Source organism: Microcoleus pseudofavosus SVA1_A4 (assembly GCF_036700565.1).
Classification (GTDB): Bacteria; Cyanobacteriota; Cyanobacteriia; order Cyanobacteriales; family Microcoleaceae; genus Microcoleus.
The window spans coordinates 1-19,356 of sequence record NZ_JAUBPE010000102.1 but is presented as its reverse complement, the minus strand read 5'-3'; the positions used below and the strand labels follow the sequence as shown (position 1 = coordinate 19,356).

Sequence of the window (19,356 nt, the reverse complement as noted above, 5' to 3'; positions counted from 1 at the left end):
GGTTTGTGAAGTGTAGGGACACGGCAGTGCCGTGTCCCTACGGGGAAGCTCACGATAGGCGGGTGTACTTCATAAATAAGGTGCGCCGAGGCGCACCCGGAGCAACTAATAGGGCTACATCATGCCCATGCCGCCCATGCCGCCCATGCCGCCCATGCCGCCCATGCCGCCCATGCCGCCCATGCCGCCCATGCCGCCCATGTCGCCCATGTCGCCGCCGGCTTTTTTCTTCTCGGGTTTTTCGACAATCACAGCTTCAGTGGTCAGTACCATACCAGCAATGGAACCGGCATTTTGCAAAGCCGATCGCACCACCTTAGCCGGGTCAATAATTCCAGCGGCAATCATATCTTCGTACACGTCGGTGAGAGCGTTGTAGCCGATGTTCAACTCGCTCCCCCGCACTCGCTCGATCGCGATCGAACCTTCAACACCCGCATTATCAGCGATTTGACGCAAAGGTGCTTCTAAAGCTTTAGCAACCAAGTCAGCGCCAACTTGTTCTTCAGCATCTAAAGTATTTCTAATCGCCTCTATCTTGGTAATCAGGTGAATTAGCGTCGTGCCGCCTCCGGGAACGATACCTTCTTCCACAGCAGCTTTAGTGGCGTTCAAAGCGTCTTCAATGCGCAGTTTGCGGTCTTTGAGTTCGGTTTCGGTAGCCGCGCCTACTTTAATTACAGCGATACCGCCGGCGAGTTTGGCAATGCGTTCGGTCAATTTTTCCTTGTCGTAGTCGGAATCCGTCGCTTCTAGCTGCTTGCGGATTTGCTCGATCCGTTTTTGCACGTCAGCTTTGTGTTCCTCACCAGCGACAATGATGGTGTTTTCTTTGTCGATCGTAATTTTGCGGGCGGTACCGAGCATTTCTAGAGTTGCGGTATCGATGCTGAGTCCGACTTCTTCGGAAATCAATTGACCGCCGGTGAGCACGGCGATATCTTGAAGCATAGCTTTGCGCCGATCGCCAAATCCGGGAGATTTGGTTGCTGCGATGTTCAATACGCCGCGGGCTTTGTTGACTACCAGAGTTGCCAAAGCTTCGCCTTCAATATCTTCGGCGATAATTAGCAGCGGTTGACCGGTGCGGGCGATTTTTTCGAGAACTGGAATTAGTTCTTGAATGGAGCTAATTTTTTTGTCGGTAATCAGGATGCGAGCGTTTTCGTACTCAACTTCCATGCGCTCGCCGTTGGTGACGAAATACGGAGAAAGATATCCGCGATCGTACTGCATCCCTTCGACTACTTCCAATTCTGTTGTCAGAGATTTCGACTCTTCAACAGTAATTACGCCGTCTTTCGTAACTTTTTCCATTGCTTGAGCAATCATGGCGCCGACTTCTTCGTCGTTACCGGCGGAGACAGTGGCGACTTGAGCAATGGCGCTTCCTTCGACGGGTTTCGCCAATTTTGCGATTTCCAGTACCAAATGGGCGATCGTTTTTTCAATACCCCGGCGCAGCGCGACTGGATTCGCGCCAGCAGCGACATTCTTCAAACCTTCGCGAATGAGGGATTGAGCTATAACCGTGGCGGTTGTAGTGCCGTCGCCTGCGATATCTTTAGTTTTGGAGGCGACTTCTTGAATTAAGCGAGCGCCGGCATTTTCCAGGGGGTCTTCGAGTTCGATTTCCCTAGCAACGGTGATACCGTCGTTAACGATTTGGGGAGCGCCGTATTTCTTTTCCAATAGGACGTTCCGGCCTTTCGGGCCCAAGGTGATGCGAACTGCATCGGCGAGTTGATTTACCCCGCGTTCGAGGGCCCGCCGAGATTTGTCGCCAAATGCAACTATTTTGGTCATGTTTGTCTCCGATCGCTTACATTAGCAAATTTAGCACTCTCTGAGGCTGAGTGCTAAGCCGATCGATTTTAGATTGTAGCGCGCCCCAGCGGTGCGGGGGGTTGCGGGGGCGGATGGGAGATTTGGGCGATCGTTCCGGGTGGGTAGGGACACGGCACTGCCGTGTCCTCACAGATATCCTGTCCCCGCAGATATCGTGTCCCCGCAGATATCGTGTGCCCACAGATATAATGTGGTTTGTGACATATCGATCGAATTTTGGTTCGGCCCCAAACCCAACTTTTATGGCGCGTCATCCCTAAGCAGAATTTTTATTCAAAAATTTCTTAACTTCGGCCTTCGATCATCTACCGTCGGATAGAGCTTATATTTTTTTCTGCCTTCTATCTTCTGATTAATACCTTCTTCCTTTCCTCAATCTCAAATTACCCCTAACACATGGCTCGTTATTCTCGACTGCAAAAACTCGGCTCTTATATGCGCCCGCACTGGAAACCCACATTCTGGGGCATTTTTTCGCTGTTAGTTGTCAATGCTGTGGGAGTTTACATTCCCCTGCTGATTCGGAATTCAGTTGACACTCTCCAAATTGCGACTAAATTTGACCAAGTTTTCAACTACGTGGCACTAATTCTGATCCTCGCCTCAATTATGTGGGTCATTCGGATGGTGTCGCGGATTTTGCTGTTTGGCGTGGGGCGTCAAGTCGAATTTGACCTCAAACAGCAAATATTTAATCATTTATTAACATTAGAACCGTCTTATTTTGCTGCCAATACGGTAGGGGATTTAATTAACCGCGCTACTTCCGATTTGGACAATATTCGCCGCTTGGTGGGGTTTGCGGTGCTGAGTTTGGCGAATACAGCCTTTGCTTATGCTTTGACTTTGCCGGTGATGCTGGGGATTGATGTACGGTTGACGCTGTTGGCGATCGCAGTTTATCCTTTCATGCTAGTTTTGGTGCAGTTATTTAGCGACAAACTTCGCATCCAACAGTTAGCCGTGCAAGAGGAACTGTCAGCGATGAGCGATTTAATTCAGGAAGATATGAGCGGGATTTCCGTAATTAAAATCTACGCTCAAGAAGAAAACGAACGCCGAGCTTTTCGCAATTCCAACGCACAGTTGCTATCAGCCAACTTGGAATTAGCAAAAACTAGAAACTTTATTTTTCCGCTGCTGGGCGGTTTGGCAAGCGTCAGTTTGTTGGTGCTGCTTTCTGCCGGTGGCGGGGCAATTGCTAAGGGAGAAATTAGCATTGGCGATTTTGTGGCATTGCTGATTTATGTCGAGCGTTTGGTGTTTCCGACGGCTCTGTTGGGTTTCACAATTACTGCTTACCAGCGGGGAGAAGTGAGTGTCGATCGCATCGAATCAATTCTGACTGTGGAACCGCAAATTAAGGATGCTGTCGGTGCAGTTGAACTGCCAACTCCAGTAATCGGCGAGATTGTCGCCCGCCACTTAAATTATACTTATCCCGGCGCTAAGACACCCGCGCTTAAAGATGTTAATTTTACCATAAAACCGGGAGAAACTGTCGCAATTGTCGGGGCGATAGGCTCGGGAAAATCAACTTTAGCTAATGCGCTGCCGCGTTTGCTAGATATCGCTCCTGGTCAGTTATTTGTAGACGAACAGGATATTACCAAGGTGAAGTTGACCCAATTGCGCGGGGCGATCGCCTACGTTCCCCAAGAAAGTTTTCTGTTCGGCACCACCATCAAGAATAACATCCGCTACGGCAATCCTTTAGCAGAACAGCCGGAGGTTGAAGCGGCGGCAAAACAAGCGCAAATTAACGCCGAAATCCTCAATTTTCCGCAGCAGTACAAAACAGTTGTGGGCGAGCGCGGCATTACTTTATCCGGCGGACAGCGGCAGCGGACAGCACTTGCCCGCGCTTTGTTAGTTGACGCTCCCGTGCTGATTTTAGATGACGCTCTTTCCAGCGTTGACAATCAAACTGCTACCGACATTTTGCAGAATTTGGCAACGGGAACCGATCGCAAAACGGTGATTTTTATCTCGCATCAAATGTCGGCGGCGGCCAGTGCCGATCGCATTTTTGTGATGGAGAAGGGAGAAATAGTTCAGAGCGGCACTCACGCAGAATTGGTAGGGCAAACAGGGCTTTATCAGTATTTGTGGAACCAGCAAAAATTAGAGGAATTGCTGCACTGAACCTTGGCGATCGTGTCAAACTGTTTTGCAGTCATGACTTGAGTCATTTCAAGCTTTTAAAAATTCTGGCAGCACAGAAGCAGGCAGCTCATTCAATTGACCCGATCGCACAAATTCAGCATAAGTATCAGCCTCTATTGCCTGCAAGTCCCCTTCGAGTTTGTCGATAGTCATCTGCCGCAGTTCAGGAGATCGATCGTACATTTGGTTGATTTCTGCTTGCAGCAAGTTTAATTTTTCTTCAAGCTGACTTACGAGATGATTGGAAAACTCAGGCTCGATTTTACGATCGCCCGATACTTCAGATAGATGCTTGAGAACCCGATTGAGAGCAACACGTTGGGCGATCGCCTCCAGATACTCCTGGCGCAACTCCTGGTTGCTCAACAACCCCAATTTTTCCAGCAGCGCCTTGGTGGTTAAACCTTGTACTAGCAGCGTAAATAAAACTACCCCAAACACGATCGCAATAATTTTTGGTCGATCGGGGAAAACATCCGGCACGCTCAAAGCTAAAGCAATCGAGACAGAACCCCGCAATCCTCCCCACCAAATCACAGTTCTATCGGCTAATGAAATTTCTGATTTTACCAACCTATTACTCAACCATCCTAAACCAAAAATAGCGATCGCTCGTGTCACAAACATCGCCGCCACAGTTATGCCAATGACTCCTAAATTCGCTCCCAAACCAGCAAAACTAATTCGATCGCCAATCAGCAGGAACATGATCGAATTTACAAAAAACGCCACAAAATCCCAAAATTGTGTTACCGCCAGTCTGGTACTCGGTTGCATACCGATACGAGAGCCGAAATTTCCAAATATCAAGCCCATCACCACCACACCAATCACCCCAGAACCACCCAATTCCTCAACAATTATATAAGTGCCGTAGGCTGAAACTAAGGTTAACGATTGCTCCACCAAAGGTAAATCAAACCGTTGGGTTAGATAGGAGATACCAAAACCGATCGCACTCCCGACAGTAATCCCAATTCCCACAAAAGCTAAGAAACGCCCCACCAGAAATGGGATGCCAACTTCATCCGTCCCTAAAGAAAATCCCACCAAAAAACTAAAGGCAACAACAGCAATGCCATCATTAAATAAACTCTCTCCCTCCACCAGCAAAGCTAGGCGTTTTTCAACTCCCAGTTCCCGGAACAATGCAATAACTGAAACAGGATCTGTAGCAGATATACTAGCTCCTACCAAAAGAGCGATTCCTAAAGAAACTCCAGCTATTTGGTTGAGAGCAAAAGCCACGCCAGCAACGGAAATAACAACACCCAAAACCGCATAAAGAGCGATCGGCACTAAATCCCGCTTGAGTTTAGACCATTCCAGATTCCAAGCAGCTTCAAACAAAAGAGGCGGCAAAAAAATCAACAGAATCAGTTCGGGCGAGAGCGACACCAATCGCACATCTATAAAAGCCAAACCCAACCCGACAATTACTAAAAGCAGCGTGTAGGGAATTTGGCGCAACCAGCCCCATAGTTGCGGCAGTATCGCCACACTTAAGGAAACTAATAGCACTAAAAGAAATTTCTTCAGATTGCCCTCGATAGTCGCTTCGTGAATTAGAGTTTCTGGGGTCATACAATTAGGGATAAAATAGTTAAAATTTCGGTTTCGATCGGGACTTATTCAGCGTCGATCGCCGCACTTCTTCAACTTGGCTGACTTGAAAAATTAGGGTAAATTTTTGACCCATTTCTTTTTCGACAAATTCTTCTAAAAGCTGCACTTGTTTCGGTGTCAAAGCTTCGCTGCTGCGAACACTCAGACGAACTTCCGGCGGTTTCGCCAACCAGTTAGTATCAGTGGCAATCAGTTCCACCCGTTGAAAAGTAATAGTTCGGTTAAGCAACGCCCGCTTCAGACTGGCTTCGAGTTGCGCTTGCTCGATCAATTCCGCAAAACTCACGCCCAGAGGAATTACAAGTATAGCCGTCAATGCTAGCGCCCAAAAGAGGGCTTTACGGGCGCGATGCAGGGGGGTGTAGCCGGCCATCAAAAAGGTTAGCATACAGGAGAGAGTAATCCCCAGCAAATTAGTAAGATACAGGAGGCTGGCTCCCAAACTGAGCGACCAATTAGCTTGAGACAAGCCTAAACCTATAACACAAATTGGTGGCATCAGAGCCACCGCGATCGCAGTTCCCGCCAGAGTAGCAGAAACTTTGGGCTGAACTTTCGCATAGCCACTGATTCCCCCAGCGGCGATCGCAATTCCTAAGTCTAGTAATGTAGGTTTAGAACGAGCTAGAACTTCGCTCCCAAAGTCGGGAATTTGTACCAAAGCTCCCAAAAAACAAGCTAGAAAAATTGCTAGCACCGTTCCGACTGCTAATGCAATTAAACCTTTGCGGAAGAGGAGAACGTTACCTTCTACCGCTCCAAATGCTAACCCTCGGATTGGCAACATCAGAGGCGCGACGATCATAGCACCGATAATGACGGCCGCACTGTTGGCAAGCAGTCCAAAGGTGGCAATTATACAGGAGCCGAGAATTAAAACAAGATAGTCAATATCTAGGATTGATTCTTCCAACAAGTCAACTCGTATTTGCTTTAAATGCTGTGGATCGATCCTGCTCCTGGTGAAATATTTAAGACGGTCTCGAATATTGTTGAGCAAAATAATCTCCTTAAGTCAGGGGTTGGTATCCCTATGTAGGTGCGGTCAGTCGATTTTAGATTTGAGATTTGAGATTTGAGATTTACTCCACAAATTTTAGATTTTAGATTCTAGATTCTAGATTTTAGATTTACTCTACAGATGAATCTAGGAGCTTGAACTAGGGTCTAAAATTTGGGGCTGCTCACGACAAGAGTCGGGGGATTGTATCCCTGTGCAGGTGAAGTCAAAAGAATCAAAATCCCAGCCAGCAAGTTTTCGAGGATGTCCCGGAACTCTAAAGCAATTGCCGCGCCACTAATACCCAGCAGTTGCATCAAATCCCCTGCCTTGAATGACAAGATCGCGATGAATAACGCGATCGGCAATAATTGATTTATAATCAAGATATCTACTCCAACCCAATAATACCGAATCATGCTCGCAGAAGCAAACGCGACACTTTGGCCTAGTCTAATTACTGTTTCAGCATTAATTCTCTACTTCGTTGTTACCATCAACGTCGGCAGAGCTAGATTCAAACACAAAGTTTCTCCCCCGCAGGTGACAGGAAACCCAGACTTTGAGCGAGTGTTGCGAGTTCAGCAAAATACCTTAGAGCAAATGATTCTATTTTTGCCCTCGCTGTGGCTGTTCTCGCAATTTATCAGCCCAATTTGGGGCGCTGCTATCGGCGCAGTTTGGATAATTGGACGCATTTTGTATGCTTGGGGTTACTATCAAGCTGCCGAAAAAAGAGCTGCTGGATTTGGCATTAGTTCCTTAGCTATTTTAGCTTTGCTTGGTGGTTCCCTAACTGGCATAATTATGTCGCTGCTGAAGGTTTCGTCCTAACTAATATTATTAGGGTGCGCCGCGCGCACCTTACGCGGTAAATCGAATTCTTTCAATCACGTTCAGGAGTCAATATGTCAGAAACCAACAAACCCGTATTTGAAATTAACCAGCACCTTTTTCAGCAGCTTGTCGAGTGGCAAGAAAAACTTGAACGAGAAGATGAATTAGCAAGCGAGTCAGAAAACGAGAAACCAACTGAGGTAAAAACTCCTCCCGACAGTGATGAACAGCATTTTCAAACAGATAATTCCTAGCTGGTGGCTAGCAGCATCTTTTGGATTTCCGGCTGCTGTCTCGGCTCAATCGCTCACACCCAGCCAAATTCAGCAAGTCAATAGCGGTTTGTTTCGTTCTAACTCTCAAGATTTCTTTCAGCAAGGAAATCGCCAACTGGAAAGAGAAATCGCAACTTTGTTGCAAAAAAATGTCACTTCTGAAGGTCAGATTCTGGAGATTGATGAAAAATTGCGCTCTCAGCTTTGTAGGCAAGAATTAAAAATATCTTCGCGCAATTTTGATACAATAAGTGCTGCTCAGATTGCCAGTGTTAATGCACAACTGAAAGAGATTTGCAGGGAAAACTAAAATCTAAAGGAGGTAAAAATTAAAAGTTTCGTGTTAATGGATAAAGAAGCAATGACCAAATTGAAACTAGCAATGCTGGAAGCGGAAACGGTGGCTCAATTGGCTGCCATCATTATTGATTATACTCATGAGGAAATGATGCTAGTTTTTTCTGAGCTAGAATGGGAACAACAGGCTAGAATTAAGGATATTTGGAAGACAGTTTGAGGACTTGCACATCTATAAAGTCGCAGATCCCGGTGCCGGACACGGCATTGCCGTGTCCCTACCGATATCGCGTACAATCAATCTATATCTAGCCCTAATTTTTAGCAAGCGATTCGAGGCATAATTGCCGGAAATGATCGCCCCGCTGCTCGAAGTTTTGGTATTGATCGAAGCTAGCACAAGCTGGCGAAAGCAGCACTACTTTAGCATGATTTTGTTTGCCTAATTCTGCGGCTCTCGGAATTGCTCTTTCCATTGTTTCGACTATTTCCCAAGCGTTGTAATTTGCTTGTTCGAGCCGATCGCCAAAAAGACTCGCTGCATCTCCAATTAACAGCACCGCAGCAGCTTTCGCCTTGATTGTATCAATCCATGCGCGATCGTCCCCTTCTTTGGGATCGCCGCCCGCAATTAAAATCGCCGGTGCGCTAACAGAAGCCAACCCGACTTGGGCGGCGTCGTAATTAGTAGCTTTGCTGTCGTTGATGAAATCTATGCCTTCCCAAGTGCAGATGTGTTCGAGGCGGTGCGAAACTCCGGGGAATTTAGCGATCGCCCGGGCGATCGCACTTTTATCTATCCCCGCCAAATTAGCAGCCGCCACCGCCATTAACAAATTCTGCAAATTGTGTTCTCCCACCATCCGCAAAGAATCAGCAGGCAGAATTTTCTCGCTTTGAGCTATTACCCAACCGTTTTCGATGTACGCTCCAAAAGTGCGATCGCCCAACAGTTCTTTTTCACCTTTCACACTCGTCCAACACGCATCCGGCCAAACGTCAACTCCTTGCTGGCGCAAATAAGGATCGTCGCCGTTGATTACTTGCAATTCAGACTTTTTCAGCAAATGCGCTTTAATGTTGTAGTAATTTTCCAAAGTTTTGTGGCGGCTGAGGTGATCCGGCGTCAAAGTCGTCAAAACTCCGATTCGCGGCGCTACAAACGGCGAGGATTCTATCTGATAGCTGCTGATTTCTGCGATTACCCAATCCGGCTGTTTTTCAGCTAAAGCTAATTCGCACGCAGCATAGCCAATATTGCCGCAAGCGGGAGCGTAAAGCCCGGCCTCTTCAAAAATAGCAGCAATTAAAGCAGTAGTAGTAGTTTTGCCGTTAGTCCCGGTAATTCCCACCCAAGGAGATTTCAGGTAACGCCACGCGAGAGCCATTTCTCCGATTGTTTCAATGCCTAACTCTCTGGCGCGCACTAATGCTGGACTGTCCCAGGGAACGCCCGGACTTACTACTATTAATTCTATAGATTCGACTGGTTCAAAAGATTTACCTAACTCAACATTAATTCCTTCGTTAGCAAATTCCTGTTGCTGTTCTAGCAAGTTTGGGGAAGATGAGCGATCGCTCAGCGTTACTTCCCATCCTTCGCGTTTTAGCAGTCTGGCGGCGGCAATTCCTGATTTTCCTAGTCCAATGATATGAGCGATCGGCATAAGTTGTGTGTGTGATGGAGCGAACTTCCCTGGTTTTATAAGTTTATATCTTAACCTTCCATTGGTTTTTGGCTATTGGCCATTTTGCTTATTTTTTAAGAGAGCGATCGAACTCTGCTGAGAGGCGGGCGGTTTCGCAAGAATTCTAATAGATTTACTCTTTGTCTATGCCTAGCTATCTTTAATAATGGGGATTTTTAAGGATTGCGTCTCTCAAGTTCTTCTATCCGATCTCCCAAGCGGACAATCTCTCTTGCTATACGCTTGTTTACCTCACCTTGCAGTAATAAAAACACAAAGAAGGTAAAAAAGAAAGTAAAAACGAAAGACCCATCGCCCGATCGCTGATATGTTACAACCATTAACCCGCAGAAAATGAGGAAACTTATCATGTTCCAGTAAGGCGAGGAGGTCATGGTAGAATATTTTACAATTTGCTGAAAAAACTGCCTGTCATTCATATTTCAGATTCTTGGTTTATGTGTTATAAAAACAGCCGTATCGATCGCACCCTTCAAGAATAGCCTAACTAAAGACTCCACTAAGAAAACCAGGAATTACGCTACGCAAAAAATTGTCATTCTCAGCTTTAGCATTGGCCATAGCCCACGCTCAGGATGACAGAATATCGTTAAGCTAAAAATCAGTTAAATTGCACTTCAAAAATGTTGAAACTCTTGTGGTGGGCCGGAGTGCCCGCCCTACATACAATTTAATTCTAACTTTTGACGATCGCCCCAAAGTCAGCCAACACCCGCGCATGATTCCGCAGCAAACCCAGTAAATTCAACCGATTTTGCTTAATTTCCGGGTCAGAATCCATCACCAAAACGCTTTCTGGCCCGTCGAAAAAGTTGCTGACAGTCGGAGCAATCTCAGTCAAGCTATCTACTAATTGCTGGTAATCGCGAGTTTGTTTGGATAGCAGCGTTTGCGGCACTAACTGCACGACTGCATCATAGAAAGCTTGTTCAGACGATTTTTGAAATAACTCTGGTTTCACCGCATTTTTCGGTTCCAATTCAACTTTATCCAAATCTCCTTGAGCCGCCAAACGAGTTGAACGGTTGACTGTTTCGTAAATCAGATCCAATGTATTGTCATTGCGGATTTGTTGTAGGAAAAGCGCTCTTTCGAGTGCGTCTAACAAATCTCTTAATGCTCGTTCCGTATATTCTGGGTCATTTTCTCCCAAAACTGCATTCACCACATCGTAATCTAATTGCCCTTCTTCTTGCAGCAAAGTGCGAATTCTTTGCAGGAAAAACTCGGATAATTGTGATAGTAATTCTGGCGATGTTTCGGGGCGAATAGCTGTAAATTCTGCAACAACTTCTGCGAGTAACTTGTGCAAATTGATTTGCAACTCAGCCGTCCAAATAATGTCAATTATCGCATTTGCTGCGCGGCGCAGGGCAAAAGGATCGGATGAACCTGTCGGCAACATTCCCAAGCCGAAGATGCTGACTAATGTATCTAATTTGTCGGCGATTCCGACAATTTGACCTGTCAGAGTTTGCGGCAAATTGTCGCCAGCACCTTTGGGCAAATAATGTTCAAAAATTGCTGTGGCTACTGCTTCCGGTTCGCCGCTTGCTAAGGCGTATTTCTGCCCCATGATTCCTTGCATTTCGGGAAGTTCGTAAACCATTTGGGTTACGAGGTCGGCTTTGCAAAGTAAGGCTGCTCTTGCTATGTAAGCTTGTTCTTCGTCTGTAATTTGCAGTTGATTGACAATTAAACTGGCAATTTTGCACAGCCGATCGACCTTTGCGCGTACTGTCCCCAAATCTTCCTGGAAAGTAACTTTTTCCAACTTGGGCAAATAATCCTCTAGAGGCTTTACCAAGTCTGCTTTGTAGAAAAACTGACCGTCTGCCAATCTCGCCCGCACTACTCGCTCGTTACCGGCGGCAATAATCGCCGCTTTAGCGGGGTCGCCGTTGGAAATTGTAATAAAATAGGGCAGAAGTTCTGGAAAATCTGGGCTTTTGAGGATGGGAAAATACCGCTGGTTTGTAACAATAATTGTGGTGATTACTTCCGGCGGCAAGATCAAAAATTCCTCGTCAAATTTGCCGACAACTGCGTTCGGCCATTCTACTAAGTCGGTGACTTCTTCTAACAAATCTTCGGTAATCTCGGCGTAACCGCCTTGTTTTGTTGCTGCGGCTTCTACTTGTGCTTTAATTTGAGTTTTGCGCTTGGTTCGATCGACCTCCACGCAAGCAGCCCGCAGACACTCGACATAATCCTCAGCTTGCGGAATCGAGACCCCCCCCGTCCCCCCCTTGCCAAGGGGGGGTGTAGGAAGCGATGTCTCCCCCTTGCCAAGGGGGGGTGTAGGGGGGGTGTACAACACCCGGTGTCCTTGGGAAATTCGATCGCTCTTAACAGTATCCGAACCGCTCACCAATGTAATTGGCAGTACAGTATCATCCAACAGTGCCACCATCGATCGAATCGGGCGCGGAAACTTCAAATCTCCGTCTGCCCACCGCATAAATCTTTTGCCTTCTAACTTATTAATCCACTGCGGCACAAGTTCTGCCAAAATATCCGCACTCATCCGCCCCGGAATCTTTTTGAGCACAAACACAAAATCGCCTTTATCAGTAGCGCGAACTTCCAAAGCATCAATTTCTACGCCCTGCTTTTTCGCAAAACCTTCGGCTGCTTTCGTCGGTTTGCCATCTTTAAAAGCCGAACTTGCGGGCGGCCCTTTTACCTCTTCTTCTCTATCTAATTGCTGAACTGGCAGTCCTTTCACCAGAACGGCCAAACGCCTCGGAGTAGCGTATACATTAATTGAGTCATTTGTCAAGGATTGTTCTGCCAGACTTGCAGGTACAAGCCGCTGCCACTGCTCGGCGCTGCCTTTGACAAAAGAGGCGGGCAATTCTTCCGTACCGAGTTCTAATAAAAAGTTAGCCATATAACAGTTTTAGGTGTTTGTGTCAATAGGCAATTAATCTGCCCGTTCAATCATTACAAAAGTTACCGATCGCCAGTTAAAAAAAACCTGCAATTGCGATCGCGATAACCCAAATACAGAATTATTTTAGCGATGCGCTAGTCCTATTAGATCCAAAAAAGAATCAAATGATCAGCATACCACGTAAAATCGGGGGTGAAAGACAAATAGCTCAACAGCTCATGACCTTGGCGGAAAGACTGGCACAAGATTGGAAGTCGCGACTTGAACAAGATTGCCCGGATGAGAGTTCTAGCACTCGCGAGAGCGTTGTCCGCTGGCTGTTGGGAGACAGGCCAGAAAGATTTGACACTCTTGCTCCGGCTCAGCTAACCGTCGCCTCCGGCGCGATCGACTTTTTATATCGAATTTTGCTTTCTCGGTATCTGGGAGTACCGCCAGAAAAAGCTTACCGCAACTTGATCGGGCGGCTCGGCGGTTTAGTGGTGCTCCGGCAAAAAATCCAAGCGTGGGTTTCCCTGAGTCGCGACAGACAGCGGAGTGCGGTGGAGGTACTGCAAGAAGTGATTCAGGAAATGCTCAATTCCGATCGCTACCTGCTTTCTCAAGTCGCCTGGATTGCCGAATGCACCTCAGACAGACGCCTGCGAAATGCTTTGCTGCTAGCAAGCGTCGAAGAATACTGTTTGCGGCCGATCCGCAACCAGCCGCTGCTGGTGTACCGTTTTGTCAACTACCTGCGGCGTTCCCAGCGGGGCGGGTTGACGCAAGTGCCTGCGGGAGACTGGGTGCGGCTGGTGTCTGAACAGGTTCTACCCGACGATACAGACGAACCGCTCAGCCTGCTAGACGAACAGGCGATGTCCGAGTATCGAGAAAATCAAGCTTGGGAAGAGCAGCAAACTCAACGGCAGATTGTCCAACAAGAATTTGAGAATTACTTGGCCGCTGAAGTCGATCCGCTGGCTTCCCGGTGGCTGCAGCTTTACCTGCAAGGCCGTTCCCAAGAGGCAATTGCCGAGGATTTGAACGTTCCGGTCAAGCAAATTTACCGCTTGCGAGAAAAAGTCAGTTACCACGCGATTCGGGTTTTTGCGGTCAAACAATCACCCGAATTAGTCGCCAACTGGCTGGAAACTTCGCTCCAAGAACACAGTTTGGGCTTGACTCCCGCTCAGTGGCAGCAATATTTACAAGACCTCACGCCGGTGCAGCGGCAGTTGCTAGAATCGCTGAAAGCAGGGAAAAGTGTAGAGACGATCGCATCGGAATTAAAGCTGAAAACCAATCAAGTCATCGGCGAGTGGAGCAAACTCTATTTAGCAGCTCAATCTCTCCGCAACGAGCGATCGCCCGTCGAAGGTTAAAGGCAAGGCAATTAATGGCGATCGCTGCTGCGTAGGATAAGATACTAGCAGCGCGATCGACTTTTCAGGATTTTTTAACAATCCTAAATTAAGCGGTTGCCCGTAAATCATAGGTTGGGGTGCATTTGTAATACTTGCGCATTAAAGACATAATTCTGTCGTTGCCATGCACGGGGCTCTATCTCGCGCGATCGATGATAGTTGGTCGAGAGTGCGCCAGTCATCATCTAGTTGTCAATCTTTTGGTAGAATTTGAGGCTGCAATACAGAAGGGAGAAAATTCTGGGACTAAGGATTTTTATTTAATAAAAGCTTCCGGTTGTTAGATTAATTCCTCCGTCAGGGAAGTTGCAGCGTTAAATTTTCTCGCATCAGGTTGGTGCGTCGCGCTCGCTCGCGCTTCCGACTACAAAGCAGCTAATGGTACATACATCTTCCACAGACTCCGCAGCTACAATGGACTCCGATCGAATATTTCAACTAATCGACACAGTTGTCCCCTTTGAAGCTTGCCTTTACTATCAAGTTTTGCCTCTATCTTTAGAAGGTAATCTGTTTAAATTGGGCGTAGTCGATGCGCAAGATGACTCCGCCTTGGACTACGTGCAGCGGATTTTAGCTTACATGAATTGCTCAGTCACAACAGAGGCAATTGCCTCGGAAACTCAGCGCTCGATGCTCTCAGCTTACTTGCTCCACGGGAGCCAGCTCAGAACACCCAGCCAGACAGAAACCGCAGCAGCCCCAACACCCAAAAGTCCCGCACCAAAAACTTTAGGCCCCAAAGCAGAAACGCTGCTGTCTGCGCCTGAACCCTCCATTCCCGCTCGCGAGCGGTTTAAACCTGCTGTCGCTGAGGTTTCCCTGATGCCGGCAGAGCTATCGGTTTTGGATGTCGAGGCCTTGCACTTGTCAAGCCCTGTCGAATTTTTGGCAACTTTGCCCGCACCCCAACTGCTGCAAGAATTGCTCGGTAGAGTGCTGCGAGAGGGTATCGGCCGCTTGTTTTTTGAGCGGCACCAGTCGCAAGGCCGGATTCTTTGGAGTCAAGACGGCGTTTTGAAATCGATGCTCGAAGGTATCGATATCGTCCTGTTCCAAGAGGTCATCGACGAGTTGAAGCGGCTGACAGATATGCCTGTTTGTCCGGTGGAACAGCCCAAACAAGTCGAAGTTGAACGCATATATCAAAACACTCATTTGCTGTTGCGCTTGCGGGTAATGGCGGTGGGCGGCAAGGAAGAAGCCACGCTGCAAGTGTTGCGGGGGGCAGCTTTGAGGTTTTACCAGCAGCAGCAGTTGTCTACTTTGAGTCGGGATGCGCTGCGGCTGGCCGAAGAATTGCAGCGCAAAGTGAATCAAATTCGCGATCGAACTCGGCTTTCTCCTTTGCCTTTAGAGGGGTTGCCCGCTTTGGAACAAGTGATTAGAAGTCTTGACGACCAAATTGAAGCTTTGATGCACGAAAAAAATCCCGATCACTAATAGCCGATCGATTTGAGATTTGAGATTTGAGATTTGAGATTGAAGCCATTTGCCTCCTGTGGGGGCGGGTTTACGAAATTTTGGGTTTTAGGCAATTATTGTCGGTGAAACCCCCCCTACAGAACTTGACATTTTACTAGATATCATCCGTGCTCGAAAACATCCTTGTACTGCAATAAATCCAAACTTACAAAAACCGGCAAACACTGAAAACATTGCTGTGCAATTTCCCAGCGTTCTTCTCGCTGCAACATAGCAGTCAACTTTTGTTTAGCGCTCAGCAAATAGCGGACATCGTTAGCAGCGTAGCTCAGTTGCTCGTCTGAAAGATTCTCCGAATTTCCCCAGTCGGAACTTTGAGAAGTTTTGTTTAGTTCTACTTTTTCCAATTCTTGGATTAAGTCTTTAAGTCCGTGTCTGTTGGTGTAAGTTCTGGCTAATTTGCTCGCTATTTTAGTGCAGAAAATCGGCGAAATGTCAATATCTAAATTGTAACGCATCGTTGCCAGATCGAAGCGCGCAAAGTGAAATACCTTCTCAATATTTTCAGCTTCCATGAGCTTTTTTAAATTCGGCGCCGCAGTCTGGCCTTTAGCAATCCGCACCGCCGCAACTTTACCTTGCCGATCGCACAACTGAACCAAACACAAGCGATCGCGCCACGGTAGCAAACCCATTGTTTCCGTATCAACGGCGATCGCCTCCGCTGTCAAATAGTAAGATAAGAGAGAATCGGGAAGATCGCGATCACACACTTGAAAATCTGCAAATTCCATTATTAGTAATTGTTGACTGTTGACTGTTGGCTGTTGACTGTTGACTGCCTTCTTCCTTCTTCCCTCTTCCTTCTTCCTGACATCCGTTACATCCGTTACATCCGTTACAAAATCCGTTGCCGAACTTCCTTCTTCCTTCAATTTATCGGCTGCGAACAAAAAGCTGAGTAAAATAATACTCGCCTTTGGCATTTTTTGCAACCCCAATACCGGTCAAATTAAACTGACCTTCCATATTCTTGCGGTGGCCCTCACTTTTAATCCAACCCTCAACAGCATTGCGTACGGGGTCGCTGTAGCCGAAATTGTAAGCAACATTTTCAGCTACACTTTGATAAGGAATAGTAATTGCTTTCGCCCGCCCTTCAAATCCATCGTGGCTGAAACGTACTTTACCGTTAGCCATATTTTGGCTGTGAATTCTTGCTAGCTGAGTGATTCGCGGATCGATATTCAGCGGCGGCAACTTTTTAGATGCTCGGTATTGATTTATCTGTTGGTTAACCGCTTTTTCTAAGTCAGTAATAGCACTCGAAGCAACATTAGTATTCATGGGAGTTTGTGGCAGCGATCGCGCAGGAATAAACGTGTCACACTTAGGCAGGATTGTCAACAATCCCAAGCACATCAAAATCAAAGGTTTGGACATGAAATCCAACTAAAAATAAAGTTAATTGTTACCATTAGTGTCACCTTAATGCCAAAAGTAGTATGAGTATACCGTCTGAGGATGAGCCTCTCGATCCCCCTAAATCCCCCTTTATAAGGGGGATTTTGAACGCTTCCACTCCCCCCCTTATTAAGGGGGCTTGGGGGGATCTAGACTTCGATACAAACGAGAGATACAAAGGATTTTAGTCTTAAGTTGACACCAATTAATTGTTACCGATTCCTACAGAGCGATCGCCCACAATTCCGCTAAACTAGATATTCAGAACCTTCGCCACAGTGTTCACGTCTTTGTCGCCCCGTCCCGAACAGTTAAGCACAATGCGCGGATTGCCTGTTAGCTGCGGGCACAGAGTCTCTAAATAGGCGATCGCGTGAGCAGTTTCCAAAGCCGGAATAATCCCCTCCAACTGCGAAAGCCGCTGAAATGCTCCCAGCGCTTCTGCATCAGTTACGCTATAATATTCAGCTCTGCCCGCATCCTTCAAATAACTGTGTTCCGGCCCCACACCCGGATAATCCAAACCCGCACTAATCGAATGCGGCTCGATTACTTGACCCTCATTATCTTGCAGCAAATAACTCATCGCCCCGTGCAGAACTCCCACACTTCCCTTAGTCAAAGTAGCAGCGTGTTTATCAGTATCCACACCTTCGCCCGCCGCTTCAACACCAATTAACCTCACAGTTTCTTCCCCGACAAACTCGTGGAAAAGACCGATTGCATTAGAACCGCCGCCGACGCAAGCTAATAAAATATCCGGCAAACCAGCCCACTTTTCCTGACACTGAACCCGCGTTTCTTGACCGATTACCGCATGGAAATCGCGCACCATCATCGGGTAAGGATGCGGCCCCGCTACGGAACCGAGAATGTAATGAGTTGTTTCGACATTTGTCACCCAATCGCGAATCGCTTCGGAAGTCGCATCTTTCAGCGTTCCCGTACCAGCAGCCACCGGCCGCACTTCGGCACCCATCAAGCGCATTCTAAACACATTTAAAGCCTGTCTTTCCATGTCGTGAACGCCCATGTAGACAACGCATTCTATCCCGAAACGAGCGCAAACTGTGGCGGTAGCAACACCGTGCTGGCCGGCACCAGTTTCAGCAATTACCCGCTGTTTGCCCATGCGTTTTGCGAGCAATGCTTGAGCTAAAGCATTGTTAATTTTGTGAGCACCGGTGTGGTTTAAATCTTCGCGTTTGAGGTAAATTTGCGGGCCGGTTCCGTCTGGTTTAGCGTAGTGCTCTGTGAGGCGTTCGGCAAAATACAAAGGGCTGGGGCGGCCGACATAATCTTTGAGCAATTGTTGGAGTTGCTGTTGAAATTCGGGTTCGCTGCGGTATTTGTGGAAAGCGGCTTCTAGTTCAAATAAAGCCGGCATCAGGGTTTCGGGGACGTATTTGCCGCCGAATTTGCCAAATCTGCCGAGGGAGTCGGGGCGTTGGGCTGTGGTTTCGGTGGTGAGACGCAGGGGTGTGACTGTCATTTGATTTTAGATTTTAGATTTTAGATTTTTAGATTCGCAGGTAAGCTAGAGGATCGGTATCGATCGCACAATCAGTCGATCGTACCAAATCGGTTGCGGACTTGAGCCTCTGCAAGCAAATTCCATTATAATTCCTTGAACCCTTGACGGGCTAATACAATAAGTAAAAGATCGGATCGCCAACGAGCGATCGCAACCATACCCCCATCAGCTAAAACTAGAAATACAGTCAAAAAAGTTCAATCATTTTAACACATGGCAGCATCCAAGCGCAAAGATTCTGACAGCAAAACTACAGACGGCAAACGAGTTGTTTACTCCGAGTTTGGCAATGTTGACAACTCGGCCGCCCTCCAACGGGCAGTTGCCGAAGTTCCCCCAAATCAACAAAATTTGAAAGTACAAGCATCCCGAAAAGGCCGCGGCGGCAAAACAGTTACTGTCATCAGCGGGTTTCAGGGAAAACCTGAAATTTTAGCAGATTTAGCCAAGCAGCTAAAAGCCCAATGCGGCACAGGCGGTACAGTTAAGGAAAACGAAATCGAAATTCAAGGCGAACACAAGCAACAACTGGCCGAAATTCTGACAAAATTGGGCTATAAAGCTAAAATTAGCGGCGGCTAATTTCAAGCCAAAAAAAGTTTGTAGTAAGGAATGCAAGTCCTTCTTATCTAGAACAGAGCAAGAAAGAACTGAAGTCTTTACTACGAACTAACAACGATGTAAGGTGCGCACTGCGCACCATAATTAAGTTTTGCGTAATTCCCGAACTAATGACTAATGATATCAATTCCGGCTGCACCGGAATGATATAGAGGACACGGCACTGCCGTGTCCCTACAATTGATCGCGGTAGGGAAACGGCACTGCCGTGTCCTCCGTTTATATCATTCCGATGAAGAGCGGAATTGATAT

General features: G+C 47.2%; 19 protein-coding genes. 8 read left to right on the top strand and 11 right to left on the bottom strand.

Features of this window, described 5'->3' with window-relative positions:
- Positions 1 to 114: 114 nt before the first annotated feature.
- On the bottom strand, positions 115 to 1,806 hold the full coding sequence (gene groL / locus QUA02_RS29915; protein ID WP_333033189.1) for a chaperonin GroEL: 1,692 nt from the start codon (positions 1,804 to 1,806) through the stop codon (positions 115 to 117).
- A gap of 30 nt (positions 1,807 to 1,836) precedes the next feature.
- Positions 1,837 to 1,959 carry a hypothetical protein gene (locus QUA02_RS29910; protein WP_333033187.1) on the bottom strand — a complete coding sequence of 41 codons (123 nt, stop codon included), beginning with the start codon at positions 1,957 to 1,959 and terminating at the stop codon, positions 1,837 to 1,839.
- A gap of 285 nt (positions 1,960 to 2,244) precedes the next feature.
- On the opposite strand from QUA02_RS29910, the gene QUA02_RS29905 reads away from it, so the two are divergent.
- A complete protein-coding gene (locus QUA02_RS29905; RefSeq protein WP_333033186.1) occupies positions 2,245 to 3,993 on the top strand; it encodes an ABC transporter ATP-binding protein in 1,749 nt (582 codons plus the stop codon).
- 48 nt (positions 3,994 to 4,041) lie between these two features.
- Here QUA02_RS29905 and QUA02_RS29900 read toward each other — a convergent pair whose 3' ends face one another.
- From QUA02_RS29900 to QUA02_RS29890, 3 genes are all read right to left on the bottom strand, one after another.
- Positions 4,042 to 5,598, bottom strand: a complete 1,557-nt coding sequence (locus tag QUA02_RS29900) for a cation:proton antiporter (RefSeq protein ID WP_333033185.1) — start codon at positions 5,596 to 5,598, stop codon at positions 4,042 to 4,044.
- 19 nt (positions 5,599 to 5,617) lie between these two features.
- Positions 5,618 to 6,553, bottom strand: a complete 936-nt coding sequence (locus tag QUA02_RS29895) for a DUF389 domain-containing protein (protein ID WP_333033183.1) — start codon at positions 6,551 to 6,553, stop codon at positions 5,618 to 5,620.
- 254 nt (positions 6,554 to 6,807) lie between these two features.
- Complete coding sequence (locus QUA02_RS29890) at positions 6,808 to 7,026, bottom strand: hypothetical protein (protein ID WP_333033182.1); 219 nt, start codon at positions 7,024 to 7,026, stop codon at positions 6,808 to 6,810.
- Between the two features lie 31 nt (positions 7,027 to 7,057).
- Here QUA02_RS29890 and QUA02_RS29885 point away from each other — a divergent pair, with 31 nt between their 5' ends.
- From QUA02_RS29885 to QUA02_RS29870, 4 genes are all read left to right on the top strand, one after another.
- On the top strand, positions 7,058 to 7,474 hold the full coding sequence (locus QUA02_RS29885; RefSeq protein ID WP_333033181.1) for an MAPEG family protein: 417 nt from the start codon (positions 7,058 to 7,060) through the stop codon (positions 7,472 to 7,474).
- Between the two features lie 74 nt (positions 7,475 to 7,548).
- Positions 7,549 to 7,731 carry a hypothetical protein gene (locus tag QUA02_RS29880; RefSeq protein WP_333033179.1) on the top strand — a complete coding sequence of 61 codons (183 nt, stop codon included), beginning with the start codon at positions 7,549 to 7,551 and terminating at the stop codon, positions 7,729 to 7,731.
- Positions 7,700 to 8,062 carry a hypothetical protein gene (locus QUA02_RS29875; RefSeq protein WP_333033177.1) on the top strand — a complete coding sequence of 121 codons (363 nt, stop codon included), beginning with the start codon at positions 7,700 to 7,702 and terminating at the stop codon, positions 8,060 to 8,062. The genes QUA02_RS29880 and QUA02_RS29875 overlap by 32 nt, the downstream gene beginning before the upstream one ends.
- Before the next feature lie 51 nt (positions 8,063 to 8,113).
- A complete protein-coding gene (locus tag QUA02_RS29870; RefSeq protein ID WP_333033176.1) occupies positions 8,114 to 8,269 on the top strand; it encodes a hypothetical protein in 156 nt (51 codons plus the stop codon).
- 94 nt (positions 8,270 to 8,363) lie between these two features.
- Here the strand turns inward: QUA02_RS29870 and murD are convergent, their stop codons facing one another.
- Positions 8,364 to 9,716 (bottom strand): UDP-N-acetylmuramoyl-L-alanine--D-glutamate ligase, encoded by a 1,353-nt coding sequence (gene murD / locus QUA02_RS29865; RefSeq protein WP_333033175.1) that lies wholly within the window; start codon positions 9,714 to 9,716, stop codon positions 8,364 to 8,366.
- Between the two features lie 718 nt (positions 9,717 to 10,434).
- Positions 10,435 to 12,651: a glycine--tRNA ligase subunit beta gene (gene glyS / locus QUA02_RS29860; RefSeq protein ID WP_333033174.1), complete on the bottom strand. Its 2,217-nt coding sequence runs from the start codon at positions 12,649 to 12,651 to the stop codon at positions 10,435 to 10,437.
- A gap of 167 nt (positions 12,652 to 12,818) precedes the next feature.
- Here glyS and QUA02_RS29855 point away from each other — a divergent pair, with 167 nt between their 5' ends.
- On the top strand, positions 12,819 to 14,018 hold the full coding sequence (locus QUA02_RS29855; protein ID WP_333033173.1) for a HetZ-related protein 2: 1,200 nt from the start codon (positions 12,819 to 12,821) through the stop codon (positions 14,016 to 14,018).
- Here the strand turns inward: QUA02_RS29855 and QUA02_RS29850 are convergent.
- Entirely contained in the window at positions 13,971 to 14,129 is a 159-nt protein-coding gene (locus tag QUA02_RS29850; protein ID WP_333033172.1) for a hypothetical protein, read from the bottom strand. The two genes, QUA02_RS29855 and QUA02_RS29850, sit on opposite strands and share 48 nt — an antisense overlap.
- Positions 14,130 to 14,438: 309 nt before the next feature.
- Here QUA02_RS29850 and QUA02_RS29845 point away from each other — a divergent pair, with 309 nt between their 5' ends.
- Positions 14,439 to 15,503, top strand: a complete 1,065-nt coding sequence (locus tag QUA02_RS29845; RefSeq protein ID WP_333033171.1) for a hypothetical protein — start codon at positions 14,439 to 14,441, stop codon at positions 15,501 to 15,503.
- A 143-nt stretch (positions 15,504 to 15,646) separates the two neighbouring features.
- Here the strand turns inward: QUA02_RS29845 and QUA02_RS29840 are convergent, their stop codons facing one another.
- The 3 genes from QUA02_RS29840 to trpB form a co-directional block, all read right to left on the bottom strand.
- Complete coding sequence (locus QUA02_RS29840) at positions 15,647 to 16,279, bottom strand: ribonuclease D (RefSeq protein ID WP_333033191.1); 633 nt, start codon at positions 16,277 to 16,279, stop codon at positions 15,647 to 15,649.
- Positions 16,280 to 16,421: 142 nt separating this feature from the next.
- Positions 16,422 to 16,928, bottom strand: coding sequence for a CAP domain-containing protein (locus QUA02_RS29835; protein ID WP_333033170.1), 507 nt, complete (start codon positions 16,926 to 16,928; stop codon positions 16,422 to 16,424).
- 274 nt (positions 16,929 to 17,202) lie between these two features.
- Positions 17,203 to 18,441 (bottom strand): tryptophan synthase subunit beta, encoded by a 1,239-nt coding sequence (gene trpB / locus QUA02_RS29830; RefSeq protein ID WP_333033169.1) that lies wholly within the window; start codon positions 18,439 to 18,441, stop codon positions 17,203 to 17,205.
- A 255-nt stretch (positions 18,442 to 18,696) separates the two neighbouring features.
- Between trpB and QUA02_RS29825 the strand changes: the two genes are divergently transcribed.
- The gene (locus QUA02_RS29825) at positions 18,697 to 19,065 is read left to right on the top strand and encodes a translation initiation factor (protein WP_333033168.1); all 369 of its coding nucleotides are present in this window, start codon (positions 18,697 to 18,699) and stop codon (positions 19,063 to 19,065) included.
- The last annotated feature ends 291 nt before the right edge of the window (positions 19,066 to 19,356 follow it).

Coding starts and splice junctions, on each gene's coding strand:
- glyS (WP_333033174.1), bottom strand. CDS start 12,651: ATGGCTAACTTTTTATTAGAACTCGGTACGGAAGAATTGCCCGCCTCT.
- QUA02_RS29845 (WP_333033171.1), top strand. CDS start 14,439: ATGGTACATACATCTTCCACAGACTCCGCAGCTACAATGGACTCCGAT.
- QUA02_RS29900 (WP_333033185.1), bottom strand. CDS start 5,598: ATGACCCCAGAAACTCTAATTCACGAAGCGACTATCGAGGGCAATCTG.
- QUA02_RS29850 (WP_333033172.1), bottom strand. CDS start 14,129: ATGATTTACGGGCAACCGCTTAATTTAGGATTGTTAAAAAATCCTGAA.
- trpB (WP_333033169.1), bottom strand. CDS start 18,441: ATGACAGTCACACCCCTGCGTCTCACCACCGAAACCACAGCCCAACGC.
- QUA02_RS29875 (WP_333033177.1), top strand. CDS start 7,700: ATGAACAGCATTTTCAAACAGATAATTCCTAGCTGGTGGCTAGCAGCA.
- QUA02_RS29840 (WP_333033191.1), bottom strand. CDS start 16,279: ATGGAATTTGCAGATTTTCAAGTGTGTGATCGCGATCTTCCCGATTCT.
- QUA02_RS29835 (WP_333033170.1), bottom strand. CDS start 16,928: ATGTCCAAACCTTTGATTTTGATGTGCTTGGGATTGTTGACAATCCTG.
- QUA02_RS29885 (WP_333033181.1), top strand. CDS start 7,058: ATGCTCGCAGAAGCAAACGCGACACTTTGGCCTAGTCTAATTACTGTT.
- QUA02_RS29870 (WP_333033176.1), top strand. CDS start 8,114: ATGACCAAATTGAAACTAGCAATGCTGGAAGCGGAAACGGTGGCTCAA.
- murD (WP_333033175.1), bottom strand. CDS start 9,716: ATGCCGATCGCTCATATCATTGGACTAGGAAAATCAGGAATTGCCGCC.
- groL (WP_333033189.1), bottom strand. CDS start 1,806: ATGACCAAAATAGTTGCATTTGGCGACAAATCTCGGCGGGCCCTCGAA.
- QUA02_RS29905 (WP_333033186.1), top strand. CDS start 2,245: ATGGCTCGTTATTCTCGACTGCAAAAACTCGGCTCTTATATGCGCCCG.
- QUA02_RS29855 (WP_333033173.1), top strand. CDS start 12,819: ATGATCAGCATACCACGTAAAATCGGGGGTGAAAGACAAATAGCTCAA.
- QUA02_RS29825 (WP_333033168.1), top strand. CDS start 18,697: ATGGCAGCATCCAAGCGCAAAGATTCTGACAGCAAAACTACAGACGGC.
- QUA02_RS29880 (WP_333033179.1), top strand. CDS start 7,549: ATGTCAGAAACCAACAAACCCGTATTTGAAATTAACCAGCACCTTTTT.